This window comes from Paracoccus cavernae, assembly GCF_042430175.1.
Classification (GTDB): Bacteria; Pseudomonadota; Alphaproteobacteria; order Rhodobacterales; family Rhodobacteraceae; genus Paracoccus; species Paracoccus cavernae.
Map to the genome: position 1 here is coordinate 1 of NZ_JBHMDZ010000042.1, position 22924 is coordinate 22924.

At 59.1% G+C, this 22924-nt stretch carries 32 protein-coding genes; 18 read left to right on the forward strand and 14 right to left on the reverse strand.

Features of this window, described 5'->3' with window-relative positions:
* The 7 genes from ACFFUC_RS13610 to ACFFUC_RS13640 form a co-directional block, all read right to left on the reverse strand.
* Positions 1–758 (reverse strand): DUF2303 family protein (locus tag ACFFUC_RS13610; protein ID WP_377687080.1); only part of this gene is annotated, 758 nt, incomplete at its 3' end.
* A 27-nt stretch (positions 759–785) separates the two neighbouring features.
* Positions 786–1112 (reverse strand): YfdP family phage-associated protein, encoded by a 327-nt coding sequence (locus tag ACFFUC_RS13615; RefSeq protein ID WP_377687081.1) that lies wholly within the window; start codon positions 1110–1112, stop codon positions 786–788.
* A 70-nt stretch (positions 1113–1182) separates the two neighbouring features.
* Positions 1183–1437, reverse strand: a complete 255-nt coding sequence (locus tag ACFFUC_RS13620) for an Acb2/Tad1 domain-containing protein (protein ID WP_377687083.1) — start codon at positions 1435–1437, stop codon at positions 1183–1185.
* Positions 1438–1599: 162 nt separating this feature from the next.
* Positions 1600–1821, reverse strand: coding sequence for a hypothetical protein (locus ACFFUC_RS13625; protein WP_377687084.1), 222 nt, complete (start codon positions 1819–1821; stop codon positions 1600–1602).
* Positions 1818–2069 carry a hypothetical protein gene (locus tag ACFFUC_RS13630; RefSeq protein ID WP_377687086.1) on the reverse strand — a complete coding sequence of 84 codons (252 nt, stop codon included), beginning with the start codon at positions 2067–2069 and terminating at the stop codon, positions 1818–1820. The genes ACFFUC_RS13625 and ACFFUC_RS13630 overlap by 4 nt, the downstream gene beginning before the upstream one ends.
* Positions 2066–2392: a hypothetical protein gene (locus tag ACFFUC_RS13635; RefSeq protein WP_377687088.1), complete on the reverse strand. Its 327-nt coding sequence runs from the start codon at positions 2390–2392 to the stop codon at positions 2066–2068. The genes ACFFUC_RS13630 and ACFFUC_RS13635 overlap by 4 nt, the downstream gene beginning before the upstream one ends.
* Before the next feature lie 302 nt (positions 2393–2694).
* Positions 2695–3144: a helix-turn-helix domain-containing protein gene (locus ACFFUC_RS13640; protein WP_377687090.1), complete on the reverse strand. Its 450-nt coding sequence runs from the start codon at positions 3142–3144 to the stop codon at positions 2695–2697.
* A gap of 282 nt (positions 3145–3426) precedes the next feature.
* Here ACFFUC_RS13640 and ACFFUC_RS13645 point away from each other — a divergent pair, with 282 nt between their 5' ends.
* The 15 genes from ACFFUC_RS13645 (at position 3427) to ACFFUC_RS13715 (ending at position 12527) form a co-directional block, all read left to right on the forward strand.
* Complete coding sequence (locus ACFFUC_RS13645; protein WP_377687092.1) at positions 3427–3765, forward strand: hypothetical protein; 339 nt, start codon at positions 3427–3429, stop codon at positions 3763–3765.
* A gap of 274 nt (positions 3766–4039) precedes the next feature.
* The gene (locus tag ACFFUC_RS13650; RefSeq protein WP_377687095.1) at positions 4040–4285 is read left to right on the forward strand and encodes a hypothetical protein; all 246 of its coding nucleotides are present in this window, start codon (positions 4040–4042) and stop codon (positions 4283–4285) included.
* Positions 4278–4814 carry a class I SAM-dependent methyltransferase gene (locus tag ACFFUC_RS13655; RefSeq protein ID WP_377687097.1) on the forward strand — a complete coding sequence of 179 codons (537 nt, stop codon included), beginning with the start codon at positions 4278–4280 and terminating at the stop codon, positions 4812–4814. Before ACFFUC_RS13650 ends, ACFFUC_RS13655 begins: the two co-directional genes overlap by 8 nt.
* A gap of 440 nt (positions 4815–5254) precedes the next feature.
* Positions 5255–5884 (forward strand): DUF1376 domain-containing protein, encoded by a 630-nt coding sequence (locus ACFFUC_RS13660; RefSeq protein WP_377687099.1) that lies wholly within the window; start codon positions 5255–5257, stop codon positions 5882–5884.
* A gap of 236 nt (positions 5885–6120) precedes the next feature.
* Entirely contained in the window at positions 6121–6696 is a 576-nt protein-coding gene (locus ACFFUC_RS13665; RefSeq protein WP_377687101.1) for a hypothetical protein, read from the forward strand.
* Complete coding sequence (locus ACFFUC_RS13670; RefSeq protein WP_377687103.1) at positions 6689–6862, forward strand: hypothetical protein; 174 nt, start codon at positions 6689–6691, stop codon at positions 6860–6862. The genes ACFFUC_RS13665 and ACFFUC_RS13670 overlap by 8 nt, the downstream gene beginning before the upstream one ends.
* A 47-nt stretch (positions 6863–6909) precedes the next feature.
* Entirely contained in the window at positions 6910–7110 is a 201-nt protein-coding gene (locus ACFFUC_RS13675) for a DUF6950 family protein (protein WP_377687184.1), read from the forward strand.
* Between the two features lie 387 nt (positions 7111–7497).
* On the forward strand, positions 7498–7689 hold the full coding sequence (locus tag ACFFUC_RS13680; protein WP_377687105.1) for a hypothetical protein: 192 nt from the start codon (positions 7498–7500) through the stop codon (positions 7687–7689).
* Entirely contained in the window at positions 7689–8060 is a 372-nt protein-coding gene (locus tag ACFFUC_RS13685; protein WP_377687107.1) for a collagen-like protein, read from the forward strand. Before ACFFUC_RS13680 ends, ACFFUC_RS13685 begins: the two co-directional genes overlap by 1 nt.
* Entirely contained in the window at positions 8053–8829 is a 777-nt protein-coding gene (locus ACFFUC_RS13690) for a hypothetical protein (protein WP_377687109.1), read from the forward strand. Before ACFFUC_RS13685 ends, ACFFUC_RS13690 begins: the two co-directional genes overlap by 8 nt.
* The gene (locus tag ACFFUC_RS13695; protein WP_377687111.1) at positions 8826–9164 is read left to right on the forward strand and encodes a hypothetical protein; all 339 of its coding nucleotides are present in this window, start codon (positions 8826–8828) and stop codon (positions 9162–9164) included. Before ACFFUC_RS13690 ends, ACFFUC_RS13695 begins: the two co-directional genes overlap by 4 nt.
* Positions 9161–9424 carry a hypothetical protein gene (locus ACFFUC_RS13700; RefSeq protein ID WP_377687112.1) on the forward strand — a complete coding sequence of 88 codons (264 nt, stop codon included), beginning with the start codon at positions 9161–9163 and terminating at the stop codon, positions 9422–9424. Before ACFFUC_RS13695 ends, ACFFUC_RS13700 begins: the two co-directional genes overlap by 4 nt.
* Positions 9425–9557: 133 nt before the next feature.
* Positions 9558–10280 carry a peptidoglycan recognition protein family protein gene (locus ACFFUC_RS13705; RefSeq protein ID WP_377687114.1) on the forward strand — a complete coding sequence of 241 codons (723 nt, stop codon included), beginning with the start codon at positions 9558–9560 and terminating at the stop codon, positions 10278–10280.
* A 2-nt stretch (positions 10281–10282) separates the two neighbouring features.
* On the forward strand, positions 10283–10666 hold the full coding sequence (locus ACFFUC_RS13710; RefSeq protein WP_377687116.1) for a hypothetical protein: 384 nt from the start codon (positions 10283–10285) through the stop codon (positions 10664–10666).
* Between the two features lie 568 nt (positions 10667–11234).
* On the forward strand, positions 11235–12527 hold the full coding sequence (locus ACFFUC_RS13715; RefSeq protein WP_377687117.1) for a winged helix DNA-binding protein: 1293 nt from the start codon (positions 11235–11237) through the stop codon (positions 12525–12527).
* A gap of 231 nt (positions 12528–12758) precedes the next feature.
* On the opposite strand, the gene ACFFUC_RS13720 is transcribed toward ACFFUC_RS13715, so the two are convergent.
* Positions 12759–13961, reverse strand: coding sequence for a DNA polymerase Y family protein (locus tag ACFFUC_RS13720; protein ID WP_377687119.1), 1203 nt, complete (start codon positions 13959–13961; stop codon positions 12759–12761).
* 72 nt (positions 13962–14033) lie between these two features.
* Between ACFFUC_RS13720 and ACFFUC_RS13725 the strand changes: the two genes are divergently transcribed.
* Entirely contained in the window at positions 14034–14372 is a 339-nt protein-coding gene (locus ACFFUC_RS13725; protein ID WP_377687121.1) for a hypothetical protein, read from the forward strand.
* A 22-nt stretch (positions 14373–14394) separates the two neighbouring features.
* Here the strand turns inward: ACFFUC_RS13725 and ACFFUC_RS13730 are convergent, their stop codons facing one another.
* The 4 genes from ACFFUC_RS13730 to ACFFUC_RS13745 form a co-directional block, all read right to left on the reverse strand.
* A complete protein-coding gene (locus ACFFUC_RS13730) occupies positions 14395–15195 on the reverse strand; it encodes a hypothetical protein (protein ID WP_377687123.1) in 801 nt (266 codons plus the stop codon).
* Between the two features lie 58 nt (positions 15196–15253).
* Positions 15254–16033: a DUF8758 domain-containing protein gene (locus ACFFUC_RS13735; protein WP_377687125.1), complete on the reverse strand. Its 780-nt coding sequence runs from the start codon at positions 16031–16033 to the stop codon at positions 15254–15256.
* Entirely contained in the window at positions 15954–16472 is a 519-nt protein-coding gene (locus tag ACFFUC_RS13740) for a DUF488 domain-containing protein (RefSeq protein WP_377687127.1), read from the reverse strand. Before ACFFUC_RS13740 ends, ACFFUC_RS13735 begins: the two co-directional genes overlap by 80 nt.
* 219 nt (positions 16473–16691) lie before the next feature.
* Complete coding sequence (locus ACFFUC_RS13745) at positions 16692–17033, reverse strand: DUF3850 domain-containing protein (protein ID WP_377687129.1); 342 nt, start codon at positions 17031–17033, stop codon at positions 16692–16694.
* A gap of 406 nt (positions 17034–17439) precedes the next feature.
* On the opposite strand from ACFFUC_RS13745, the gene ACFFUC_RS13750 reads away from it, so the two are divergent.
* On the forward strand, positions 17440–17793 hold the full coding sequence (locus tag ACFFUC_RS13750; RefSeq protein WP_377687131.1) for a hypothetical protein: 354 nt from the start codon (positions 17440–17442) through the stop codon (positions 17791–17793).
* Positions 17794–18029: 236 nt separating this feature from the next.
* Here the strand turns inward: ACFFUC_RS13750 and ACFFUC_RS13755 are convergent, their stop codons facing one another.
* Positions 18030–19736 (reverse strand): glycosyltransferase family 61 protein, encoded by a 1707-nt coding sequence (locus tag ACFFUC_RS13755; protein ID WP_377687132.1) that lies wholly within the window; start codon positions 19734–19736, stop codon positions 18030–18032.
* A gap of 688 nt (positions 19737–20424) precedes the next feature.
* Between ACFFUC_RS13755 and tig the strand changes: the two genes are divergently transcribed.
* Complete coding sequence (gene tig, locus ACFFUC_RS13760) at positions 20425–21759, forward strand: trigger factor (RefSeq protein WP_377687134.1); 1335 nt, start codon at positions 20425–20427, stop codon at positions 21757–21759.
* 134 nt (positions 21760–21893) lie between these two features.
* Here tig and ACFFUC_RS13765 read toward each other — a convergent pair whose 3' ends face one another.
* Entirely contained in the window at positions 21894–22802 is a 909-nt protein-coding gene (locus ACFFUC_RS13765; protein WP_377687136.1) for a hypothetical protein, read from the reverse strand.
* Between the last annotated feature and the right edge of the window lie 122 nt (positions 22803–22924).

The following is a 22924-nucleotide window of genomic DNA, read 5'->3' on the forward strand; positions in this document are numbered from 1 at the left end:
TGCCACTGGAAGCCGAGGCCGACCGCGCCGCCGCCCATGGCGCGCCAGCGGAACAAGCAGCTCAGCTCTTCCGGCTGTTCGCCATTGTAGATCGGGATGGAGAGCGTGAACTTCTCGGGGATCACGACGCCGTTCTGGACCTTGGTATCGGTCTCGAAGACCAGCTTGCGGTCACCGTTGTCCAGGCGCAGGGCGGATTTGTAAGTTTGTCCGACCGTGGCCTCAAAGTCGCGGCTGATCTCGATCATGGTCGCCGCTTCGGGATGGCCGATGTCGACGCTGTTCTCTTCAAGGAAGCGGGCGAACTCGTCTTGCGGGTGGATCTTGCCTTCCATGGCATCCCAGCGGGCGAACTCTTCCGAGGGACGCAGTTTCAACGTGGCAGCATGGGCGTTGTGGCCAGGGGCAGGGAAGGCCGCGCCGAGGTTGTGTTCGTGCCAGTCGAGGCGGGCCGAGACAGTGAGCGCGTCGAAATCCGCGATTATGACCGAGCGATCGGATTTGAAGCGGTTGGCATAGGCGGAGAGCGATGCGCGATCATCGACCGTCACCGCTTGCTGGACACGCGAGGGGAGCCGGTTCGGGTCGGAAATGTCGCGCAGCGTGAAGCTGTTCGGCAGAGCAGCATACTCTCGGCCGTCCTGGCCGACGATCGTCGGCGATGCGATGCGCGCGGCCTCGAGAACGGTTTCGAAGGTGCTGCGCGGATCCGCGGCAAGGGCGGCGACTTGGCCGAATTGTTCGGTGCTTTGAGGCATGGTTGGTCCTTTCGGGTTGGGGAAGAGTTAGACGTCGATGGCGCGGCGGCGCTCGAGCTCGTCTTCGAAGTCCATCTGGTTGGGATCGCGGCGGGTGAGGCGGCCGTCATCGGTGGCGAAGTAGATGCCGGTGCCCATGCTGCGGGTAGGCTTCTTGATTGAGATATCGGGTACGACCTCAAGCTGGCCCGCTTTGTTGACCTTGATGCCGACCTTCATGGTCAGGCTGCCGCCATTGCCGGTTTCGCGGATCGCCTCGATCAGCTCGGAGAGCTTGTGGTCTCCGGTCTCCAGCAGTTCGCCACGGTGAAAGCTCTGAATGAATTCGAGGAAGTTGAGTTCGTTGCGCGCCATGGCGGTTGCCTCTGTTCAGGTTGTGAAAGGTGGAGGGATGCCGGCCCGTGCGGGGCCGGTCACCGGAGCGTCAGGCGGTGATGTGGCGCACGGCACGCATCACGGCGTCCTCGATGTGGGTGTTGGCCAGAGAAAGATCGCGCGAGGCCAAGCGGTCTCCCGACGGATCGGTCCCGCCGATCTCGTGCAGCTTGGCAATGAGGGCGGCGCCCATGTCCTTGACCTGCTGCATCTGTGCCTTCTCGGCCTCCGAGAGGGTGCGGTAGGCGTGGCGCACGGCATTGTTGGCGGTGCGCTGATCGGAGGTGCTGTCGATTGTGCTCATGTTGAAAGCCTTTCGGGAATGTCCGGTGCCGCCGGACGCGGATCTGGGTGAGGGTGCCCCCGAGGCCACCCATCCTCGGGGGCTGCCCGCTGCTCTGAAGGAGGATCGCGCAGCGGGATCTTTGCGCCGCCGGAGGCTGCCACTCCGGCGGCTCTGCCGCGCTCAGTTTGACGCGGGAGCGCGGCAGATGCGTTGCGGGTGGCCAAGCATGGCCTGAACCTCGGCGTTCAGAGGCTCGGGGCGATCCGCTGCGAACAGCGTGACGGGCTTGGACCAACCGCGTGGATCTCGATTGTCGAAGAACCGCGCGAATTCCGCTTCGGTGAGCATCAGGGCGCGGTTCGAGGCCTGAGGGCGAATGAGCGTGAAGAGAGCAGACTTCATCGCGCGCCCTCGACCAGCTGCTCGATAGAGCGGGACTGGCTTTCCAGCGTGGTCGGTGCTGCGAATGCGCGGATGCTCTCGGAAGTGATCGCGCTGCAGGTGATGCGCCACACTGCGGCGGCGATGATGACGGCTGCGATCACGGCGGCACCGATCGCGACAGCGCGCAACGCGCCAGAGACCGCGTCGCGAAACTGAGGGGATGGGGCGGCCGCGGCTTTTGCGGGTTGCGCGAGAGCGGTGCTCATGCGGCACCGCCTTCTGCCTGCGCGGCGTCGTCATACAGGTCGTGCGAAATGAACGCGACGCTGGCGATGTCGATGAAACCCATTTGCGACCGGCGCTTGCCATAGGGCACCACGAAAGTGCCGTCGCCGCTTTTCAGGGCGTTGAAAAGGTCGGGGCAGATCGCGCCGTCGACGTGATGCAGGGTCTCGATCGCGCCGGATTTCAGGACGATGCGCAGGAAGCCGAGGCAGGGCAGGGCCGCAACCGCGTCGATCGCGCTGCCTTTGTGTTCGGGGGTAACCGGCTCGGCGTCTTGGGCAGTGGGAAAGGTGGGAATGTGCATGGGCGGGCTCCATCCGAATGGTTCGGGATGGAGGGAAGGATGCAGGATAAAAATCCTAAGTCAACCATAAAAAGGATTGAAATCCTATTCTGGTGGGATTTTAATACGCCATGAGTCTCATCGGGTCGTGCGCGTCAGGGCTGAAATTCATGTTTTGTTCTTGTCATTCCGTAAGCGTCGCACAACCATGGGGGTACTAAAGCGATTGGGAGGCGTCGTGTCTAAGCGTTCACTAGTGTTGCGGCTGGTCCTTAACCTCAGTCCTGAGGCTCTGAGGGAACTCGACTCATTTCTGAACGCTTTCACTGATCCTGTTGCCGTCCGGGCGCAGGAGCACCCGCTTTCCCTGCGCTCTCCTGCGGCTGATCAGTGACTTTGATCTGAGATTCGATCTGCTGTGATTGAAGGAAGAGTGCGTACTTGAGTGCCTCTTCCAATAGCGTAGGGTCAAGCCTGTATAGCTTTTCAGCCGTCTCGATGGTCTTGGAGGGGGCGTTGCTTTCGCCGAGCGCTATGATGTCCGAAAGCGGATACCCCACGGCATCGGCAATGCGCTTTGCTGTTTCAACCCTGGGCGATGAGTTGCTGCCGCTCAACAGCTTTCTCAGAGTTGAGTTATCGAGGCCCGCAGCGACAGCAATCGTTGCAGGTTTCAGATCCTGCCGTGCGGCGAAAATCTGACGGAGTCCTTCGAGGAATGGGTCTTTGCTTTCCATACGGACAGTTTGCTGCAAGGAATTTTGTCCTACCATAGGATAATAGTCCTTTACATTTGTCGGATTTAAATCCTAATAGGTGGATGATCACCGATTTTGTTCACGAATGTCATGATTACGCTCGCGCCAGGGGAATATCCTTGGTGACCCTTGGTCTCTATGCGGTTTCGGATAGTCGACTTTTCGCAAGGCTCGAGCGCGGTGGGCAGTGCCTGCCCCGCACCATGGATCGGGTGCGCGAATACATGCGGGAGCATCCAATCTGTGATTGCATTTCCTCCCCCGCCGCACCTGCGGCCCCAACCCAAGAGCAGCCCCATGAAACAATCTCTTCTTAAAAGTGAGCTTTCGCATCATCGCATCCCTCGAGCTCAAACGTCCCGCCTCAATCCCTTTGATGGCAGGGGACGGTCGGTCACGGATCGGCGCCGCAATCACGGTGCCGTCGGTCGACTTGAGCCCGAGGATTTCCGCCGGCGCTGGTCGATGCTGCTGATCTCGAACTTCGGAACGCGCGAGCTTTGCGCGGTTCATTTCGGGGTCACGTTCCAGACCTCGTGCAACTGGTTCGATGGCCTCTGCACCCCGACAGGCGATGTGGTCGACTTCGCGGCGCAGTCCTTACCGAACTATGCCGCTGTGATGTGGGGCAAGTGAATGTCCGGTTTTCAGGGTCCACCGGGCGGGTTGCATGCGGGGCCGCAGTGCCTGGCTGAAACCTTGCTGGGGACGCGCCGCCTTGGTGGCGAAGAGATAAACGCGGTCCCCGGAACCTGCGGCTGGCCCATCCGAGAGGCGGTTGAAAACCGTCGGGGCAACCTTTCACCCGCCGCATCCTCCTCCTGCTAGGCGGCGCGGTGATACTGCGGGGCGGTCGCTGCTCGATCGCCCCGCCTTTTTAGAATCAGCGCGAATGCGCAAGAGACAGGTGATGACGATGACCATTGCAGTTTCTGCTGATGTTGCAGCGCGCGCCAAGGATGAGCGCGACCTTTCGGTTCTGCGGCTTGCGTGTCGCGGCGAGAAGTATCCCGACATTGGCCGCGTGTTCGGCAAGGGTGGAACCTTTGCCCAAGTCCTCGTGGGGCGTATTCGTGACGCCGACCTGCGGGAAAGCGGCGAGGCGGCAGGCACCGTGATCGCGGCCTATCCGATGAAGAGGGCGCATCATGGGTAAGCGTTCCGATTTCGAGCGCATTGCGCGCGACTTCTATCCGACTCCGCGCGAGGCAGTCGCGCCGCTTCTTCCCCATCTCGGTTTCGGCGACAGCTTTGTCGAGCCTTGCGCCGGCAACATGGCGTTGGTGAATGCGCTGGAAGAGGCGGGTCTGTCTTGCCGCTTCGAGGGTGATATCGAACCGCGTCACGGGGACGTGCGGCGTGCCGATGCGCTGTCCGATGATCTGGCCGTTTGGGCCGATGGCGTCGATTACATCATCACCAACCCGCCATGGCGGCGCGATGTGCTGCACCCGATGATCCGCCATTTCTCGGCGCTGCGCCCGACCTGGCTCTTGTTTGATGCCGACTGGGTGCACACGCGCCAGTCGGCAGAATTCTTCCCATTGCTCCGCAAGATCGTCTCTGTCGGGCGGGTGAAATGGTTTCCCGACACCAAGATGACCGGCAAGGACAACTGCTGCTGGTATCTCTTCGATGCCCATTCCAGTGTCGCGACCCGGTTCTTCGGGAGGGTTGCGGCATGACGCGACCAGGTCCCGAGCCCGCCGTCTACCTCTGGCGCGGCGAGAGCTATCGCGGCATGCGCGCGGTTGCGCGGGCAGCAGGCGTCACTTGCTCGACGGTTGCGCACCATCTCGATCGCTACGGCAATCTTGACCGACTCGGCTGTGGGGCAGTGTGCAACTGGAAGCCGGGTGCACATACGCGTCCGATTTCGATGGGCAGTCTCAATTGGCCATCGGTCACTGCGTTTGCCGCCGCCCTCGGTGTCCACCGCTGCACTGCAACGGCATGGCTGCGGGCGGGTGACTGTGATCGCATCTTGTCGCGACTGATGGCGGCTGATGCGCGCACGGCACGTGCTGCGAAGGCAGGTGCCGCATGAGCATGCCGATCCCATATCCCGTTCATCTCATTCTCGTGCGCCCTAGCGCAAAGAAGCTTTTCACAAGGGAGGGCGCCTATGTCGCAAACCTCTGAGTTCTGGGCTTACCCGCTGCGCCACGGCGACCGGCTACCTGGCTATGAATGGATGCCGCTCTATACCGAGCGCCTGCTTTCGTCGCGGTTCGTTTCAACCGCCATCTTCGCAGGTCGTCGTGAAGATATCGGCACGGCGCTTCTGCTCTGGTCGGCCAGTATGAAGCAGGATCCCGCAGGCACCTTACCGGATGACGATATCGAGCTGGCCCAGTTCGCGCGCTTCGGCGCGGATGTCGATGCGTGGCGCGAAGCGCGCGCGGTTGCGCTCTATGGTTGGCGGCCCGTCCATATCGACGACGCGCCGGAAGGGGCAGCGCCCCGCCTCGGCCACCCCATGATCGCCGAAATCGCGCGCGATCAGTTCTCGCGCCGCCGCGGTCGCGAGCGCGGGCGTGAAGTTGCCGCCTTCGCCATGATGAAGTCTCGGGTGCGCGCGAAGCTGCGCGAGATCCATCATGCCAAGGTCGCCGAGAACGAATTTGCGGTGGAGCAGATCGCCGGTTGGCTGAGGGACAACGACCTCTATGTCACGGCCGAGAACGTGCGGGTCGCAATGGATGACGTCATGGGCGGACCGAAGGTCGTCGCCATGGCCGGACGCGAGGTCTGATCGGTGTCGGTTGGTGTTAACGTGCTGTTAGATAACTGAAATCAACTGTTAGGCGCTGTTATGATAACAGTTAATAACAGTTACGATTTCAGCGGTTAACAGGTCCGCAACTGTTATTGCCCTACAGGACAGCACAACACATCACACCGACATAGACACAGACATGACACCTCTTAGGGCGCAGCCGAACCGCTGCCCCTGTGGATAAGTCGGAAGGTCTGAGAAAGGGGACAGAGATGAACAGCGAAGAACAGGCGCAGGGTGAAAAGAGGGTCATGCAGATGCTTGTCGATCCGCTGAAGCGGCGCGGGTTGGCCAAGCCTTCGGCGCTGACGGTGGCCCAGTTTGATGAGATGATCGAAGGCCTTTGCCAGCGCCTTGCCTATATGTCGGCTGGGTCGCTGATGGCGCTCGAAGAGCAAGCTGCGGCCAGCCCCGGCGGCAAGGACCGCGACCGCTTCCCGATCGCGAACCAGATCTTGCAATGGGCGGCCGACATCCAGCCGCCGGGGGATAGCGCTTCGCCGCTGATCCGCGCCGTCTTCGCGCATGCGAGCGGGCAGGCGGCTGTGGCCGAGGGCTGGGCGCCGGAGTTGCTTGCGGAAGTCCGCAAGACTCGGCGCTGGCCCGGCAGCTATACGCTAAGCAAATTGCGCGAGGGGGCTGGCACGGCGATCCGGCGACTGCAGGATATTGAGGCGCGACTAGCGCGTGGGGGCGAGCTTGGTCCGGTCGATAAGGACTGGCGGGCGCAGCGCGTTGCGGTCCTTCAGCGGTGTCGAGAAATGGGTGAGGGTCAGCAGCATGGCTAGGCTCGTCGATCAGGTTGTGTTCTCTGTCGATAGCAATGGCGCTGCCGCGCAAATGGATTTGACCGCAAGCTGCGAGATCGCGCGGCAGCAGGCCAAGGCGCAGGCTGCCCGCCTTGCTTCGGAGCGCTCGCGCCTTGACGCCGTGCTCGATGCTGCCGCTACCTGACGCCCTCCGGCGCGCGCAGGGCACTGCACAAAGCAGGGTATTCCTCGCTGTCGGGGCTGGTGGCCTCGCTCTTGCCCGAAGTTCATCCCGACTATGCCGACATTGGCGATATCGGGGTGATCGCGGCCGACGGGCCGTTGAAAGAGGCGCTTTGCGTGATCGACGCAAGCGGCCTGATCGTCATGACGGAAAGCGGCCACGGTCGCAGGCCCCGCGAAGATCTGATGCGGGCCTTCAAGGTCGGATAAATCCATGAAGAAAATTCTGCTTTTCGCGGCGCTTGCCATCGGCATCGCCGGGCCTGCGCATGCCGGTCCTGTGGCTGGGCTTGTTGCTTGGGTCGGCAGCACGATCGCCGCTGGCGGGGTGATGGGCGCGCTCGTTCAGATGGCCGTCGGCTTCGGAGCGAACCTCTTAGCTGGCGTCCTTGGCAAAGCCATGGCCGAAAAGCCCAAGGTAAACGTCCAGTTCGATATCGAGCTGGGCGACGACACGCCGCTGTCGTTCATCGCGGGCGATTACGTCACCGCAGGCAAGAGAAAGTATCTCGGCAGCTGGGGCAAAAACTCCCGCTACATCACTGAGGTGATCGAGGTTTCCTGTCTTCCGCAGCCGGGTCTTGCGGGTCTCTGCGCATGGAGCTGCGGGTCGCGGCGCAGGGGCAGTGCATCGTCTTGCAGGGCGTGCAGGTCGCAGAGGGCTTCGAGGTCGATCTGGCGGAACTTGACCTGCCGCCACGGCTCTACCCCGCCAGCGTCTATTACATCGACCAGCGCGGGGCGCAGCCGCCCGGCACGGTCTATCTCAACATTGAAGGAGGCTGCTGATGGAGATCGTCAAAACGACCATCGGGTTTCGCGGGCCGTCCGGCGCGCTCGACCTCGATGCCGTCACCCTCGCAACCGGCCCCGCAGGAAGCAACGTCACCTATGAAAACGACGTGCTGACGATCCCGCGCGGCGACAAGGGCGAGCAAGGCGACCGCGGCGAACGAGGCCTGACCGGTGATCGCGGTTTGCAGGGGGAGCGCGGCGATACCGGCGAACAGGGGCTTCAAGGCATTCAAGGGCTGAAAGGTGACAAAGGGGATGCCGGAAACTCTGGAGCAAGCGCCACCATCACGGCCTTTACCGATCCTGCCGCGTGGGCATCCTATACGCCAGGGCCGCTGGAGCTCGCGGTGCTGACCTATGCCTAAGCTCGATCTGACCAAGGCAAGGCGGATCAAGGGTGGCATGGGAGAGCTGGCCGCACTCAAGGGCGCAGGATTCTCGTGGCGCAGGCATCCATTGACCGATTTCTATGGCGTAGGTCCGGGACAAATCGCTGTCCACTTCGATACCGAACATATTGAGGGCACCTCTTCCGCCATCACCAAGCTGATTAATCGCGGCGGCGGTGGTGCTTTCTTTGATGCCCCGGTTACAGGCGCTCCGCTCGTAGCAACGAATGGCACTGTTGCGCTGTCTTCCAGCACGGGCACCCCCCGGATTGATAACCGCGCTGATATTGTCGGGGTGCGGATGATGTGGGTTTGCACCGTCGACTACCTCGTGTCCTCGACCAAGTTCTTCGGAGCTACCGGCTACGAGGTGCGGGTAGCTGCCCGACAGGCAGACTTTGCCAACTTCGTTCAGCTGTGGTCGAACACCACCGGCGCAGGTCTGGTAAGCTCCCTTGGTCCTCGCGCTCGCTTCCCTGCATCCGGCTTGATGCTCATGGAGCTGGATACCACGGTTGCCGAAACGAGGTTTTTTCTCAACGGGGTTCTACAAAGCACCTCGACGGACCCGTTGCCGTGGTCGAATTTCTACGTGCAGCTGATCGGACAAGGCAACGCCAACACGGTTCCGTTCAACGGTCAGATGGGCGATGTCCTCGGAGTAACCCTCGGGGCCGGTTCGCCTGCCGCCATTTCGGCTGCGCGCACCTACCTCGCCGACAAATACGGGATCAGCTTGCCATGATCCGAAGCCTTCTCACATCCGAAGCCCACCGCGATCCGTATGTCTGGGCGGCTGTCTTGCTGGCGCACTTCACCATCGGGGCCGCGCTCTGGGTTTTCGCCGGTTGGTGGGCCGCTCTGGCCTATGCAGGTTTCGAGCTGGCGCAGGCGGGCCGCTCTCGGCTGCTGGCATGGGATAGCCTGCTCGACTGGTGCGGGGTCACGCTCGGCGTAGCTTTTGCTTCGCATCTCGCTCATGGCGACCGACGGCAAGCTCTGGCCGCCGTCGTCGCCGTCTTCATCATCGCCGCCGTGGGCTATGCCGTCCGCGCGCGCAGAGCGCAGGAGGCGCAATGACAGAGATCCGCGAATTTTGGGCGATGATCATCGGCGGGGTCAGCTTTGTTGCTTGGCTCGTTCGATTGGAGGCTCGCGTAAACGCAAACGCCAAAGAAATCGCTCGGTTAGAGATCCAGATGGATGAAGATCGCCGCGATGCCAAGGACAGCCGTCGGGAAACGCATGACCTGCTTCGGGAGGTACAGCGGGATATCAAGCTGCTGCTCGGGCGCGGGCATCAAATTCACTGGAACGATAAGACCAACCCGCCGAGGTGACCGGCCCTGCCAGGCTAGGTGTAACAGCGTCGGCAGGACCAGTCTGCTCGCCGAGACTCCCATCAACACGAGCAAATCAATCATATCACATCGCCCCGCCCTCGTGCGGGGTTTTTTCATATCCGGAGACATCATGGACGGAATCATCCTGCACTGGACGGCGGGCGCCGACGGTGTGACGCCGCATGAGGCGGACAGCTACAATTTCCTGATCGGCCGCGACGGGACCATCACCTCGGGGAAGCATGCACCCGAAGCGCAGATCCCGCCGCTTAGGGCAGGAGCCTACGCTGCCCATACCCTGAATGCCAATGGTAACCGCATTGGCGTGGCCCTCGATGCCATGGGCGATGCCAACGAGCGCCCGTTCCGCGCCGGCCGCTTCCCGATCATCGAGCTGCAGCTCGATGTGCTGGTGACCTTTGTTGCCGATCTCTGCCTGAAATACCGCATCCCCGTGACGCGGCGCACGGTGCTGAGCCATGCCGAGGTCCAGACGACGCTCGGGATCCGGCAGAACGGGAAATGGGACATCAGCTGGTTGCCCGGCATGGACGCCCCCGGCGATCCGGTCGCGGTGGGCGACCAGCTCCGCGCGCGGATCCTCGCGGCGATGGGGCGGCCCGCGATCGGGGCGGCCGCCTTTACGCCGGTTCTGCGGCGCGGGTCCAAGGGCGAGGCTGTGCGCCACCTGCAAGAGCTGCTGACGGGGCAGGGGCATGTCCTCGGCAAGATCGATGGAGATTTCGGCGAGCGCACCGATGCCGCGGTGCGGATCTTTCAAAAGCTCGACGGCCTGAAGCCCGACGGAATTGTCGGTGCGCAGACCTGGGCAAAACTCAACAAGGGACAGTGATCATGGACATCATCAAAGCGGCGCTGCTGCCGCATCTTCTGGAAATCATCGGGATCCTGCTGGCCTCGCTGATTGGCTGGGCCGCCAATACCGCGCGCCGCAAATGGGGCATCGACATCGAGGCCCGCCACCGCGAGGCGCTTCAATCGGCGCTGCTCAACGGCGCACGGCTGGCGCTCGAGCGCGGCTTTGGTGGACAGGCAGCGGTGGCCGAGATCCTCAAGCATGTGCAAATCAGCGTGCCGGATGCGGTGATTGCGCTGGATGCGCGGGCGGAGGTGCTGGGCAATCTGGCGCAGGCGAAGCTGCGGGAGGCCGCGCAGGGTGCAGGAGGCATCCAGAAGCTTGAGGCCGCGTTGAAGGAGTTGAGCGCAAGGCGAGGCTGAGGCTGGCTGGGGCTGCACCGCTGGAGCGAATCGTCTCGACGCGCTAGCCTGGTTTCATGTGCAACCTCTACCAGACCCCGAAGTCCGCCGATCTCATCGCGCAGCTCTTTCGCGAGCCGCTGCGCGATCTGACCGGCAATGAGCCCTGGCCGGAGGAAGTCGATTCCGACCGCAACGCGCCGATCATCCGTCATGACGGCGACGGTCTAGTGGTTGCACGCGCGCGATGGGGAGTGCCGACAAAATATCTCAATACCTCAAGACTGTCATATGTCGAGGGTGTTGTCCTAAACATCTGCCGCCTGACGGGCTGTACTAACTTTCGCCCGATCGTTGCTTACCTGCGGCGGCGAAAGGGTGGCGCGAGGGTCGGGCCGATCGGGAGCTCTTCTTGTTCGAGATTATTGGTGAACGCAGCGAGGTTGATAGAGCCCCACGGAGAGATGAAAACACTCCATTAGCATGAGATGCAGAAAGCAAGCCCATAGTGCTTAGTTGTAACTGGCTGCAGTCAAAGATAGTGATCGGCATGTTGCTAGCCGATTTTTAGTGCTTGGAGAATGCTGAGATGTGGAAAGATTTTGGCTTCAGAAGGAATCTCTACGACACCCACCCGGTCTCTGGGGATGCCCAAGGCGAGCGGTTACTTGTTGGAAGGCAGGATGAGCTAAAGCGGATAAAGAGCCGAATCACTGGCTTTAAGACGGTGGTCACAATTGAAGGTCCCAATGGTGTTGGGAAGACGAGCGTTGTTTTGGTTGGCGGTTATCAGATTGAAAATGATACGAAGGATAATGGTAAGGGGTCACTTGTCCTGATGCCTGATCCTTTTCAGTTGAACGCTGAAGAGAGTGCAATTGACTTTAAGAGAAAGGTCTATGCGGAAATTGCTTCATATTTTATCAAGCACGAGGCAAAAATGCGCTCCCAACTTGATTTGCAGTTTTCACTTGGTCCACTAGAGGCGTGGCTGGAGAATCCCCTTAATCTTAGCGGGTCGGTCGCAGCGGCAGGGTTTGGGCTAGGCGGAGGGAGGGTCCCAAATGAATCTGTAGGCTTCGACCTCCACGGTTTTTTCTCCTTGGTTGATCGACTTCTGAAGGCGGCATTTAATGAGGATGGTGGTGTAATTTGCATCGTGGACAATCTGGAGATTCTTAATACCTCACAGATTGCGCGTCAGAGGCTTGAATCTTTGCGCGATGACTTGTTTTCCAAGCATGGGATTAGATGGGTCCTGTGCGGGGCGAGGGGGATCGTGCGGAGTGCTGCAAGCAGTCAGCGCCTGCAAGGGCGACTCCAGGAGCCAATCGAAATCGCGCCCCTCAATGGTGACTCGATTCGAGATCTAATTCAGGCGCGCGTCGCTGAGTTTAAAATAGATAATAGTGCCATTCCGCCGGTAAGTTCGAAGTCATTCGCGTATGCATTTCGGGTTTTGAATGAGAATCTAAGAGACACACTAAAGTTTTGTGGAGACTTTTCGCTGTGGCTTCATGACAGCAATCAATCATGGGAAGACGAGGCTCATTTGGACGAACTTTTCGAGATCTGGCTGGCAGAGCAGAGTCACGCATACATGGATGCGATCAATGTCCCACCTCGTGCCTGGAAGCTTCTGGATGAAATCTGTCTGCAGGGCGGTTCAATTAGTCCCTCAGATCACAAGGACTATGGCTTCAACTCATCTCAGAATATGAGGGGGCAGGTTCAGAGACTGGAGCAAGCTGGGTTGGTGGTTTCGGAGCTGGAGGATACGGATCAGCGCCGAAAAACTATTTCTGTCGTAGCTAAGGGCTGGCTTGTTCGGCATCATAGATCCGGCTATGAAAAGCATGAAAAAAGCCAGGATGCCTACTGAGGTCCTGCTCTTTAGGGGGGCTGGAGCTGGAGCTGGAGCTGGGTTTGGTATGAGGTCCTGGTGTCGCGGGCGATTAGGTTTCAGCTTCTATTTGAAGTGAGTATTCTCCAATTGTCATTTGTTTGATTTAAGAGTCATCGCGTTGGCAATTGAGGGCGCAAAGCTCGACGTAATTCAACCTAAACGATGTGCATGACAACAGAATTTCCTTCCGCCAAGTATTAGTCCACCCTACCCCCGCTCAAAGAACCCCGGATGCGGTTGGTTCACGCCAAAGCGGATTGTGCCTTGCCCGAACCGTTGGTTGATGAAATCGGCAGCAGCAGACGCCCTCTCGCCTGCGGTCTGCTCTCCCGGCCCGATTGGCATGAGCAGATCGCCGGTGCGGGCCTCGAGCATGTCGACGTTTCCAAGGTGCACCCCGATCGCTGCGAGGTGCCGGCCGCGAATGTAGGGCCAAGCTTGGCGCCAGAGGGCGCGATTCATCCGCATGAACTCCAGCGTGTCTTGGGTCGGAGCGCAGCGTATTGCGCGAGCCCATGTCTTTCTGCCGTAGGGCGAGAGGTGCAGGTTGAAGCTCGCAGCAACGCGGCCGTCCCGTCGCAAGCGCGATGCGGCTTTCTCGATCAGCCAGCGCGACACCAGATAGGCCTCGGCCGGTGCGCGGTATTGCGGGGCAAGGACCTTGCTATTGCCGAACCCACCTCGCTGCGTGGTGACCAGCGGGATTGGCTCACCCTGCAGAGACCGTACGAAACGCTCCCCTTCCACGCTGCGCCAGATCACGCGGGCATGCCTAGGGTCGAGGCGGCAGAGCGATAAAATATCGCGGATCCCTGCTGCATGCAGGCGGCCGGCCATGGCTCGCGAGATGCCTGGTAAATCATCGAGTGCGAGATGTGCGATCCTGTCCGGCATATTGTCCGGGCCGAGGTGCTGAAAGCCGTTCGGCTTTTCCAACTTGCCGGCAATCTTTGCCAAGAGATGGTTCGGCCCGATACCCGCCGAGAACCGCAGGCACTCCCCGACCTCGGTGGCCACAGCATGTTTCATTTCGGTGACCAGCGCTCGCGCTCCGTCCAGATCGGTCACATCGCCCGATAAGGCGATTTGAAACTCGTCGACCGACCGGATGCGCTCAAGCTCGGCGTAGCGATCTAGGATGGCGGCTACGCGTAGGTTGTGGCGGACATAGACGCGATGTCGAGATGCGCGGAAGGTGATCTCGGGACAAAGGCGGCGAGCCTCGGGAACGCTGGTTCCGGTGCGGACGCCGTAAGCTTTAGCCTCATAGCTCGCGGCCACACAGCATCCTTTCTCATTTTCCATGGCGGTGATCGCGACCGGTCGACCTCGAATCGCTGGATCTAGCTGCTGTTCGACGCTCGCGAAAAACGAGTTCATGTCGATGTATAGCGTGCGGAAGGGGCCCATCGCTCTAGATCCTGCGTGTAGAAAGTCCACACTAGATGTTCTATAAATGTTCTCATCAATCAAGAGGGCGAAATGGACAGGAAGCAACAGCTCGGGAACGTTTCATTCGGTGGTGCATGGTCAGAGCAGATTGCTGCTGATGAGGCGCTGGAACGCGCGCTTCAGCTCGTCGACGGGGCGGTCATCGATGCGGTCACCGACGATCTTCGCGAGGATCCGGAACTTGAGGCGGCATTTACCCTTGTCGCTTCGCAGCACCCCAAGGGCAGGCTGCTTGCGACCGCGTGGGCCAAGGGGCTCCGTATCGGCAACCCCGGCCTGCGATCGGCCGAGCTTCAACGTATCGCGAAAGCATTGCGCAGCGGGATTGGGGACAGGGTGCGAGGGGCTCATGACCTATCCACATTTTAAAATGCGTTTACGCATCAGCCTGTTAGGGTCGAGAGAGTTCTTCAATTTTTATTATGTGACTAGGTGGAATGGTGTTTTTTAGCATCATGCAACAGTCCGTTCTTAATTTTTTGATATCGAAATTTGGGTTGGAGATTTTGTATGCCCAAGTGTTTAGGAAGGTGCGTGCAAGTCCTGGTATTTCTTCAGAAGCAATAATGTCATCGTAACTGTAAATTGGGTGCGCTCCGTTAATAAGCTGGTCACCACTAACTTGAACGTGCAATAGTAACGGCACGGTCGCTGATTTTAGTAACTGCAGACCTGTTTGATCATTGAACAAATCATTAGCAACATGCTGATCAAATTCTGATCCATAGTTAAGGTAGTGGTCAAAGTCATTCTCTAGGCCAGACCGTGAAAGGCTGAAATGAATTTGTCCCTCCCTAGATCCGTACTTGCCTTTTGAGCCAATATCTTCGATTGCGGGGGCAAGTTTAGACTTTACGATGCTCCATCGGGGGGACTGGTGGAAAATTGCCCTAAGGCGGCTTTCTCTGTCTTTCGCAATTAACGGGCGTAGTCCGTCTTGGCGGATGGAGTGGATCTCTCGACCCAGCAGTCTTGTCCCATGGTAGACGCAAAAAACATTCGCCGCTATCCAGCTCTGTATAGCAGTGGAGGCTGTGGATACATCTGTGTGATTGGCTATATGATCTCCGGCATCCTGGATGTACTGGAATGTCATTTTCCTGTGAGAATCAACTGCGGACTGGCCCACTAGGTTGATTATGGTCTCGCCAAAGGATTGATCCCAAGTCTCGAAAAGGTCGTATATAATCACAGCTCTCTCGTGGAGGTTTAAAAGGGCCGGAGTGACGTGCGCCGACGATTCTGGGGAGCTAAAATAGGCTTGACTGAGATTGATGGTCGACGCGAAGGACTCCAAGGAGTTGCCAAACCTGTGGTCGTTTTGCGATGTTGCCTATTGCAAACATCATACCGTTTCGTGGGTAGTCGCCGTTCATCTTCTGGGAAATCATGTCGAGGGCAGCTTGATCATTTCCAAGCTCACGCTGGAGCCTGAAGAACCATGCATGAAGCTCCCAGTCTGCATTGGTATAGTCGTGCCGGCCATCATCATCTATGAAGCGGAATTTGAAATGATATGGTGTAGGCTCAATTGCCTCTAGCGGATCATCGAGAAACGACCCTTGGCTGACAGCTTTCTTATAGGCATTGCGCTCAGATTCGAGGGTTTTCTCGCTTTTGCGTCGATAGTAAAATTCCGTTGAGCGGGGGCGAAGGAGAGCGAGGGATTTTCCTTTGGCCGCCGCTTGCTTCGCAGATCCGGAAATTAGGGGATCAAGAAATTTAGATCTTTCTCCCCTAGGGAGGTCACCATCGATGAGGATAGACTCCTCAGCGACGTGACAACTTTCCGCTCTTCGATCGCTGGTAGGGACGCGGTACGAGAACTTGACCCAATCCCAACGTTTGAAGGCCGACTCCCCCTTGAGGTGACGAAACCTTACGGGAAACAATCTCTTGAATTCGCCGTAGGCAGTCACGCCGGCGCAGCAAACGGTCTCACCATGGCGACTACTCAGCTGCGGTAGAGCCTTCACAAGGATAATAGCGCGGGAGCTTTGAAGCGTTGCGGACATATCGATCGGGCTCATCGGCAAAGAGATTCTGTACAGTTGAGCCTAGGTCATTTCGAATAGCGTCGGCAACTATGCTGCGGTGGCAATTCTTGGGGTCGAACTCATAGCAAAGGAGTGCGGTAGGAAAGCGCGCGACAATCTCGATCAGATTCGTCAAGTCTGTCTGAGATTCTATCCTAGAAAAGTGAGCACCATAAATTTCTCTAAATTTTCGGAAGTCTCCCGCCCGCGCTGCCTCGCGGCCTGGCTTCGGATCGCCGAGTTCCCTGAAGTGCCTGTATTCGATCCCTTCAGCGTTTAGTCTTTCGGCCAGTTTCGTCTTGGAAAAACCTTTCTTCCGCGAGACGGTAACGGCACGAACATCGGCAAGAACTTGTATTCCGGCCAGGGAAAGGGTTCGCACAAACCGATCGATGTCGGTGCTCTCATATCCAATTGTGTAGACGACGCTCATACCGCTTCCCTCTTCTTATAACGGCAAGGTTCCCATGTTGGGCTAAGCCGTGGTTGACGGGTACATTACAGATCGAGAAATGTCCCACTGGTTGGTCTCTGGATGGCTGAATTTGTAGAGAGTGGCGAAATTTGGCCGTTCATCGGTCGATCGTCCACATCAACTTGCCGTATTTGACTGGGATGACGCAGTTGCGGCACTCCAGCCCCCGTTTAGCCTCTATCTCGTCCAGTTTGTTGCGCAGGACGGCGTTTGCAGCTTTTGCCAGCCCCTCGACCTCGGCAGGCGCAGAGGGGGCGGCGAGATCGCGCGATACGATAGCACGCACAGCCCATCGGACAGGCCGTAGCCGCGCGGGATATGGCTGATTGTGCGATCAGTCTCGCGGCCGTCGGCGCAGACGAGGTGAACGTGATTACCCACGGAAAATCCGCGATCATCGTTCCTGATCTCGAAGGTCTTGTTGCCGCTCAGTAGATCGCTCATCGGCTGCGCGTCGATCTTCAAGCGGTGCAGCTCCGGCGCTGCCTGATCGATCGAGACGTGTTGACGGTTATCCATAACAAACCGGCCCCAACAATGCTCGCCAAAGCCAGACGGGACGAAAACTGCGTTTCGCGGTTTCACCTTTGGTTCTAACTATGTCCTGCGAAATCGAATCGTTAACGCGCTGTATGTGAAAGACATTCGCAAGCTTTAGGTTCTGGCGCCGTGAGGCGTGGGGGTTCAAGTCCCTCCACCCGTACCAAACATATGATTTATCAGGGAAGACGGCTAAACTGCGGGCTGTTTTCTTAGTGGTCTTAAAGACCGTTACCCCGACATTTCGCTGTTTCCTTCACAAGTTCGCGCGCCGCTCTCCTTGTGCCCCTGCACAGCTGTGAGCGCTTTGATGCCTGCTTCTGCTTGGCCTATGTACGATACCTGCGGACGTTTGCGTCCGACAGCGGTGGAGCGTCAGCCGTGGATGGCCATCCAACTCCGAGCATTGCATGGCGATGCAGAGGCAAAGGCGCTGTCTGCTGCCAGTTCCCAATTTGAAAACCGCTCGCGTGTTCTTCTGCACGATTTCGTAACGGGGCGGCTCGAACGCCAAAAGCTTGCCATTGGGACACAGCTCAACGTCGTGGCTCTCGATTTTGGCTATCTTCGCGACGGGGGGCTATCGCTCTCGTGGTCGGCGGAGTGGCGGCGACGAGCGGACAGAACCCTGACAGGCTCGGTAGCCAGCGACCACGTCGCCCAAGCGCGCTGTACGCAGGCCCCTTTGCGTTGCCGCCCCGATGCAACCTCCGGCCGCGCCGCGATCTGCAACCTGTAGATGATCCGTCTGCTTGCGAGATCGATGAACTCCAATTCGCGATCATTGCTCGGAGGGCCTTTTCAAGCTTCATCTTGAAGATCACCAAAGAGGATTGTCTGCCACCAGACCGGATAGATCATGATCGAGCGCGGCCAGTTGGTTGATTGCGCATTGCCACGCTTCGGCGGTGAAAACGCCTTCGTCATCATAAAGGGTGCGCCCGCCGCTATGGGGCATTGGGCGCGCCAGTTCATTCACGCGGGTACGGAGGTCTTCCTCGCGGAGCTTGCGGGAGATTTGGCGGCCGGCGCGGCGGAGAAGCCTTGGAAGGTCCATCCCTTTTTGCTGTAGAATGCCCGAATTTCGCTGCCGCCGTACTTTCTCGCATGAATTGATGCGTGTTTGAATGCGGTGACGTCTTTCAGCTTCGCTGCAAAGGAAAGCATTTTCTTCTGGATATGGATATTCTTTGGATCCAGCAGGAGCGCCCTTTGCAGGGCGGTCATTGCAGATTTGTCGTCTCCGGTTACATTGCTGTTGTCAAAATCCAGCAGGTGGAATTCCGGAATATTGCTATAAATATATCGGTTATTGGCAATGAATTGCGAAAGCTGATTGGTGCTCAGCTCGGCGAGGTTCATGTCGATGCTGTCGAAGCCTTTGCCGTTACTCTGATCCAGCATTTCGGCAATCCAGGAGCTGAGGACGTCGGCCTGAAAATCATCGATACGGACACCGCGGAGGCCGTGCTTTCGGATGACCGGAACCTCGTCGCTGGGGTCAAAGTCGTGATCGAGAAAAGCGTGGCAATAGTGAATGCCTGCCGCAGTGGCCAACGGCGTAAAATCTCCGAACCGTTTCTCGAGGGTCTGGAGATTGGAGAGCTCGATGACATGCGATCCGCGCGGCATGAAGATCATGTTTGTGAGGCCCGCCCCGTGCAGGGTCACCATCGCCTCGGTCTGTGACATCAATTGAGCTTGGCCGAACTGGTCGTAATCCTCGAAACTGACGACTTCGAAGCCTTGCCGCACCAACCGTGCCAACAAAAGCTCCTCGCCGACCACATTGCGGACCCGTTCGGCTTTGCGCGTGACATAGAGTCTGCGGGTAGGCTTTTCACCGGACGCGACCTTGGCGGCGGTCTGATCACGAAAATCCAGCAGCGGTTGTTCGATGCTGTTGTTCGTCAGGGAGACAAAATTCGCCATGCTCGCGCTTCGCGGAACCGCAACACCGACATCGTCGATGTCCTGCATGGATGCGTTTCGCGTCTGGAAATACAGATGCGACGTGTTCAGGCCGAAAAGGGCAAAGTCGAATTTGCGCGTTCCGGATGAGGCATCAACTTCAATTACGTCCGAAAGATCCGGAAACCATGTGGATATCAGCCGCCGGATAAAGCCCGATACTTCGCCGCCACCCGCGAAAATGATTTTCCCGCGCAGTTGATGTTTGCGGTAGAGCGTCAGAAGCGGGAAGGATTCTTTGACAAAGTGATAAAAGTTAAAGAAGTTTTTGGTCTCGATTACGAGGTCGAGATCTTTGTAATCGCCAGAATAAACAGGTACGTCGAATATGTTTTGAGCCGCTGCCGCATCAAGTTTTGCCGTGATTGCGGCTTCTGTTGCTTTGTATCTTTGTCGAATTTTATTGCGGAATCTCGCTCCGCTGGTCGAGTTCAGGACGACCTTTTTCCCGATCCTGAGCGTTGATTTTGAAACCGAAACACTCTCTGCAACGACGAGAATGGTCGGGAAGACAACCGATTTATCCCATTTCTGTTTCGTGGCCAAAATGTCGTGAGCGGTCAATCTTTGCAGTGTATTCGAGCATAACGAGAGGGCATCGACTTTTGCAGCTTCGCAGCGCGTGGGTTGGATGCTTTGCTGGCCGGCCAGCCAAAGCCCCCGATCGAGTCCCGGAATGAAAATGCGATCAACGACGCTCTGATCTACCATGATGCTCCTCGATGCCTTCACACGTTGCGGTTGTGCGATGCATGTCCCGAAGGTCAGGTGAGGTCAACGCCAATCTCGGACTGTGCCGTTTGGCTTTTTGATGCGCGGATTCTTTTGAATCACCGTTTTCGATCGCGCCCGCCAGAATGATTGACGGGAGTGCCCTCGGTCGCATTTATCCGGCGTAGCGGATTCTCGGCGACAGGTGCAGCCGGGAAGTTGCGAGGGTTGCCACGGGTGAACGACGGCAGGTACTCAACATCCGTTCACAAGCTCCCCGCGACGGGAGCTCATGTCATGGGACTGGTCTCAATTGTTGAAGCGTGGGGGGCAGGCCCCTCCACCGTACCTAAGAAATGCCCCGATACGAGAAGATGTGAACTGCGCGCGCAGATGTGCTCTGTCCGGCAGTGTTTCCGGTCTGCGGGCCCCCAAAACAGGGATTTGCCCGCAAGTGGGCGGCGCCCGCCTTGTCGCGGGGCGCGGCGCATGCGGCGATCCGGCACAAAAAGAGGCGGAATTGCCAGCAATTTGCCGCTTGGACGCGCCCCGTTGGTTCTTGCCATAGCCCTCGAAATCCCCTAGCTAACGCGCTGACAGCGTGGAGCCTTCGCATAAAGGTTCTGGCGCCGAAAGGCGTGGGGGCTTGGTCCCTCCACCCCCATCATGGTTGGATGAAGGAAAACAGATGCAGGTCAAGGAAACCCAGAACGAAGGGCTCAAGCGCGGCTATACGTTCACCCTGCCGGCGGCAGAGCTTGCAGCCAAGGTTGATGAGAAGCTGAAAGAAGCTCAGCCCGAAGTCGAAATGAAGGGCTTCCGCAAGGGCAAAGTCCCGATGGCGATGCTGAAAAAGCAGTTCGGCCCGCGCGTGTTGGGCGATGCCATGCAGGACGCCGTTGACGGCGCGCTGCGCGAGCATCTGGAAAAGTCGGGCGACCGTCCGGCAGTCCAGCCCAAGATCGAAATGGAAAACGGCGAGAACTGGAAAGAGGGCGATGACGTCGTCGTCAACGTTTCCTACGAAGCTCTGCCCGCGATCCCGGAAACCGATCTGTCGGGCATCGAGATCGAGCGTCTCGTCGTGAAAGCCGAAGAAGCGGCTGTCACCGAAGCGCTGGAAAACCTTGCCGACAACGCCAAGAATTTCGACGACCGCAAGAAGGGCTCGAAAGCCCAGAACGGCGACCAGATCGTGATCGACTTCAAAGGCATGGTTGACGGCGAAGCCTTCGAAGGCGGCACCGCGGAAGACTATCCGCTGGTTCTGGGTTCGGGCTCGTTCATTCCGGGCTTTGAAGACCAGCTGGTCGGCGCGAAAGTCGGCGAATCGGTCGAAGTCAAAGTGACCTTCCCGGCTGAATACGGTGCGGCTCACCTCGCCGGCAAAGACGCGATCTTCGAGACCACCGTGAAAGCGGTCAAAGCACCGAAGAAAGCCGAGATCGACGACGAGCTGGCCAAGAAATTCGGCGCCGAAGATCTTGCTGCGCTGAAAACGCAAATCGGCGAGCGTCTGGAAGCCGAGTACAAAGGTGCATCGCGTCAGATCCTGAAGCGTGCGCTGCTCGACAAACTCGACGCGCTCTACAGCTTCGAGCTGCCGGAAGCTCTGGTCGAAATCGAAGCCGGCCAGATCGCGCACCAGCTCTACCACGAAGAGCACCCCGAGGATCACGGCCACAACCACGGCGAGATCGAGCCGACCGACGAGCACAAGAAGCTCGCCGAGCGTCGCGTCCGCCTTGGCCTCGTGCTCGCGGAAATCGGCCAGAAAGCCGAAGTGACCGTTTCGGATCAGGAAATGACCCAGGCGGTTCTGCGTCAGGCTCGCCAGTTCCCGGGCCAGGAACGCCAGTTCTTCGAGTTCATCCAGTCGAACCCGCAAGCACAGCAGCAGCTGCGCGCACCGATCTTCGAAGACAAGGTCATCGACCACATCGTCGAAGGTGCGAAGGTTTCCGACAAGGAAGTCTCGAAAGAAGAGCTCGAGAAAGCCGTCGAAGCTCTGGACGAGATCTGATCTCCGCCATAGCGAATTAAGGAAAAGCCGCCCCTCGGGGCGGCTTTTTCGTTTGCGGCACGGCTACGGGACCAGAAGCTTGGGGCACACGGCCGGCGGCGGGGACGGATCGCCCTCGCGCGTGAAGGCGTGGCTCAAAGACGGTGGATGCGGCGGTCGATTTCCTCGGCGGCATCCTTGGCGCGTTCCGAGGCGCTTCCGGCAAGGTCCTGTGCCTTTTCCTTTGCCCCTTCGGCCACGTTCTGGGCGGCCTCGCGCGCGCGTCCGGCAGCCTCTCCGGCGGCTTCCTTGCCCTGGGCAAAGAGGCTGCGGATCAGCTTGGCTGCGCCTTCGAAGTCGCTGATGATGCTGCCCGCCTGACCCGCGACGGCGCGAAAGCCGGTCAGCGCCGCGCCGAGCGAATTGATCGTTGATTCGGCGGATTGGCCGATCTTGCGGGTATTGTCCTCGACTTCGTGCATGAGGTTTCGCGCCTTCGGGCGAATGCGGCGACCGGCGCTTTTGCGTGCGCGGCGCAGGGCTTCCTCGGCGGCCTCCGCGCGTTGATGCGCGGCTTCGAGCGCGTCTTCAAGCTCGCGCTGGCGGTTGCGGGCGCGCATCTGGTCCCGTGCTTCGGCGCCAAGCTCGGCAAAGCGCGGTGCGAGATGGGCGGCAGCCGAGGTTGCCTGTTCACGGACCGGGGGGCGGGCTTGGGGTCGGCGGCGCGGGGCAGGGGCCTCGTCCCCGTCGTGGCGGACAGCCTCGGCGATGCGGCGCGCGGCGAGAATCGTGCCTGCGGTCAAAGCGGCGGCGGCAATGCCGGTCCCGCCCCAGACCAATATCTTGGCACTCAGCGACGGACGCGGCCAGATCCGCTTGCCGTCGGGAGAGACATCGCCGCTTGGCGGAATGCGGCGCGATTCATGGGGCGAAGTCGGGGCCGCGCTTTCGGAGGCATGCCGCGGAGGCGCATCGCGGTGCGCGTCGCGCTGTGCCTCATGGCGGGCATCATCGGTGAAATCCCCATTCTGCGAGGCGGGATCAATGTCTTTGTGATTGGTCATGACCATTCCTTTCGCTGCGCAAGCGTCGCCCACTCAACCCTGCTCGCAAGGGAATGTTCCGGCGCGTGGACAGTAAGCCAGCCCTAGAGGCTTGATGAAAGGCCAAAAAGAAACGCGCCGGC